9 protein-coding genes are annotated in these 3,308 nt (G+C 59.0%); all 9 read left to right on the forward strand.

Annotated elements, in window-relative coordinates:
* Window positions 1–496: ERF family protein (locus tag KAY22_RS26715; protein ID WP_296626096.1), on the forward strand; the 496-nt coding region annotated here is incomplete at its 5' end.
* Window positions 496–1,122, forward strand: a complete 627-nt coding sequence (locus KAY22_RS26720) for a lambda exonuclease family protein (RefSeq protein WP_296626097.1) — start codon at window positions 496–498, stop codon at window positions 1,120–1,122. The genes KAY22_RS26715 and KAY22_RS26720, both read left to right, overlap by 1 nt.
* Window positions 1,119–1,550: a hypothetical protein gene (locus KAY22_RS26725; RefSeq protein ID WP_296626098.1), complete on the forward strand. Its 432-nt coding sequence runs from the start codon at window positions 1,119–1,121 to the stop codon at window positions 1,548–1,550. Before KAY22_RS26720 ends, KAY22_RS26725 begins: the two co-directional genes overlap by 4 nt.
* Entirely contained in the window at window positions 1,547–1,786 is a 240-nt protein-coding gene (locus KAY22_RS26730; protein ID WP_296626099.1) for a hypothetical protein, read from the forward strand. Before KAY22_RS26725 ends, KAY22_RS26730 begins: the two co-directional genes overlap by 4 nt.
* Entirely contained in the window at window positions 1,783–2,127 is a 345-nt protein-coding gene (locus tag KAY22_RS26735; RefSeq protein WP_296626100.1) for a nuclease domain-containing protein, read from the forward strand. The genes KAY22_RS26730 and KAY22_RS26735 overlap by 4 nt, the downstream gene beginning before the upstream one ends.
* Entirely contained in the window at window positions 2,124–2,252 is a 129-nt protein-coding gene (locus KAY22_RS26740) for a hypothetical protein (protein ID WP_296626101.1), read from the forward strand. The genes KAY22_RS26735 and KAY22_RS26740 overlap by 4 nt, the downstream gene beginning before the upstream one ends.
* A 31-nt stretch (window positions 2,253–2,283) precedes the next feature.
* Complete coding sequence (locus KAY22_RS26745; RefSeq protein ID WP_296626102.1) at window positions 2,284–2,457, forward strand: hypothetical protein; 174 nt, start codon at window positions 2,284–2,286, stop codon at window positions 2,455–2,457.
* A complete protein-coding gene (locus KAY22_RS26750) occupies window positions 2,454–3,020 on the forward strand; it encodes a hypothetical protein (RefSeq protein ID WP_296626103.1) in 567 nt (188 codons plus the stop codon). The genes KAY22_RS26745 and KAY22_RS26750 overlap by 4 nt, the downstream gene beginning before the upstream one ends.
* Before the next feature lie 68 nt (window positions 3,021–3,088).
* Window positions 3,089–3,308 (forward strand): hypothetical protein (locus KAY22_RS26755; protein WP_296626104.1); only part of this gene is annotated, 220 nt, incomplete at its 3' end.

Consider the following 3,308-nt stretch of genomic DNA (forward strand, 5'->3'; position numbering starts at 1 on the left):
GGGCAGGACTCATTACCTCTACGAGGATTTGGCGGAGATCGCAAAGACAGTTGACCCGATCCTCTCGGCAAACGGCCTGTCATATCGCTTCCGCACGAAGCAGGATGGCGGAAGGGTCATCGTGACCTGCATTCTGTCGCATCGTGACGGATACAGCGAAGAGACAACGCTTTCCGGCGACCCTGACAATTCCGGGAACAAGAACCCCATTCAGGCGGTAGGCAGCGCCGTGACATTCTTGCAGCGCTACACGCTCAAAACGGCACTCGGGCTTTCTGCATCGGCTGACGACGACGGCCGCGCCGCCGCATCCGGCGACCGCATCAACGCAGATCAGTTTGTAGTCGTGCAAGGGCTTCTCGAAGAGGCTGGCGCGGATGAAGCGAAGTTTCTGCAATTCATCGGGGCTGCATCGCTTGAAGAACTTACCCTGCGCCAGTTCGACACAGCCGTTGCCGCGCTTCGTAAGAAGATCGCTCAGAAGAAGGGGGCGTAATGATGGAACAGCATTCCGCTGAGTGGTATGCCGCTCGCCTTGGAAAAGTCACAGCCTCGCGCGTTGCCGACCTCATGGCAAAGACGAAAAGCGGATATAGTGCCAGTCGCGCAAACTACATGGCCGAATTGATCTGTGAGCGCCTTACCATGACTCAGGCCGATCAGTTCACAAATGCGGCGATGCAATGGGGCACAGAGTGCGAGCCACAGGCCCGCGTCGCCTATGAGTTCCTGACAGATCGCGAAGTCACCGAAACCGGATTCGTTTTGCACGGCATGATTGCAGACTTTGGTGCATCGCCTGACGGGCTTGTCGGAATAGATGGGCTGGTCGAGATCAAATGCCCGAACACCGCCACGCATATCGAAACGCTCCTGAGCGAGGTAATTCCCGGCAAATACGTGACGCAGATGCAGGCGCAAATGGCCTGCACCGGGCGCGCGTGGTGCGACTTCGTGTCGTTCGACCCGAGAATGCCGGCAGATATGCAAATCTGGATCAGGCGGGTTGAAAGGGACGCCGCCGTGATTGCGGAAATGGAGGCTGAAATCTCAACATTCCTCGCGGACATGGCGCAGAAACTGGACTCGCTGCGGTCCCGTTACGCGATGGCCGCTGAATGACCACCCATATAGTCAGATCGGCCGAGGACATGGAGCGGGTGGCGCGGCTTGTGGGCAACCTCAAGCCGCCCCTCACCATCACGGTTACATCTGGCGCCAGCCGATCGCTTGAACAGAACAAGCTGCAACGTCTTTGGTGCATGGAGGCCGCCGAACAGCTTGGAGACAGGACCGCCGAGGAAATCCGTGGCTTCTGCAAACTCCACTATGGCGTCCCGATCATGCGCGAGGGGCACGACGACTTCCGCGAAACCTACGACCGTCTAATCAAGCCGCTGCCCTACGAGACGAAACTTGCCTTCATGATGGAGCCTCTGGATTTCCCGATCACGCGGCTAATGACGGTCGGGGAGAAATCGCACTACCTGGATGCGATGCACAAGGGGCTTTCGGAGTTGGGCGTGAAATTGACGGAGCCGAGCGAATGAAGCTGATCAACCGACTGCGAACGCAACACTGGTATGGCCTTGTCTCGCGGGAATTTGAGCGCCTCGGGATAACGGACTGGCGGATATTGCAGCCCACCGGGCACGGCCACCCGAAGCTGGTGGCGCGGATCAATGGACGCATCTTCAAAACCCCGGTGCCATCAACGGAGCGCGGGGGCGGCGATCACAAGTATCTTGTCAACCGTATTCGCAAATTCGCGGAGTCTGAGGAATGAACAACCTCACCGGACGCCAGATATACGGCACCCGAAAGCCGATCGTTTCCGTTGCCGCCCGTGAAAGCGCGCGGGGCGAGAATTGCACCGTCAACCTTCGGTGCTGCAACTACGACACGTCCACCACGGTTCTTGCTCACCTTCGGTTTTTCGGGTGGGCCGGGATGGCGCAGAAGCCTGCCGACTACAAGGCAGTATATGCATGTTCCTCCTGCCATGATGCGATTGACCGCCGGAACAACAGCGCGGAATCGGAGTGGGAGTTCGAGGACATATTGCGGGCGTGGGGGAGAACCTTGGACCGCATGTTTGAAACTGGCGTCTTGAGGTTTTCCAAATGACCACTCACGCCCCCATCTTCTCGCGCGAACGCAACGCGACGATTGCGATGGTGCGAAAGTATGCCGGTGAGGCGCGGCAGATCATGCTTGCGAAGAGCGCGAAAAAGAAGCGCGACGGGGGTTGAAAGACTTGCCATGTATGGCAATCTAAAGTATATGTGGGATATGAAGGATTACAAAGCGATCAAACGGCTTCTGGAGCGCCTCGGCTTTGTCCACGTCGCCGGGTGGGTGCGCAAGGAAGATGCGCCCGTGATCCGGCGGAAGATCGAGAAAACGCGGCCCCAGGTCGAGGCGCTGCGGGAGTGGGGAGAGGATCAAGACCGATGAGTGACGCGCCGAAGCGGATATGGGCGTGGCCCCATTTTGATGGCTGGATCACGGGAGACTGGTCGGCAAATACCTACCACGATGACCGGACTGTGGAATACGTCCGCGCAGACGAACACGACCGCCTCATGGCCGAGAAGGATGCGGAGATCGAGGCCATACAGGCACTCGTGCTGGAGTTGGAGCGCGAACGCGATACTTGGCACGCTGACGCCAACCTCATGCTTGGGTTTGCTGATCTGGCGTATGAGGTAGGAGCCGCTCCAACATCTGGGGAACTGATCTCCGCAAAACATCGCGCGGTGGCCTCAATCCGAACTGCGGCGCTGGAGGAAGCGGCGAGGGTGGCGGAGATGCACTTTGAACGACTGCCGAACTATGCCAAACACGCCGGGAACCATTTGGCCGACAAGGTTGAAGAAGGGTACGGGAACGCCGTCACAAACATCGCCGCCGCCATCCGCGCGCTGAAAGACCGGAACGAAACGGAACCGGAACGCGAACCTGATAACCTTACTGATAACCTTGACAACCGCCTTGACGGCGAACGCGGGGAAACGTAATGAGACTAAGCACTTGGCGGGTTGGCGGAGAGGTTACGCAGCGGATTGCAAATCCGTGCGGATTTCTCGTGAAAACAACCACTTACCCCATAGCGGTTATCAAGACAAAGCGGAAACAGGGCGCGAACCTGATAACCGCCCTCATCCTCGCCGCCTGCGTCCCGGCCGTGGATCGGGCCGACTGCACGGATGGCGCGCCGTGGCGGGATGCCTGCAGTCGCGACCGCGCGGCAGTGGAGCGCCCCGAGCCGGAGCCGGGCGGGCATTGGGCGACACGTGACAATGAGC

The sequence above is a fragment of the Rhizorhabdus sp. genome (assembly GCF_018006725.1).
In the GTDB taxonomy this organism is placed as follows: domain Bacteria; phylum Pseudomonadota; class Alphaproteobacteria; order Sphingomonadales; family Sphingomonadaceae; genus Rhizorhabdus.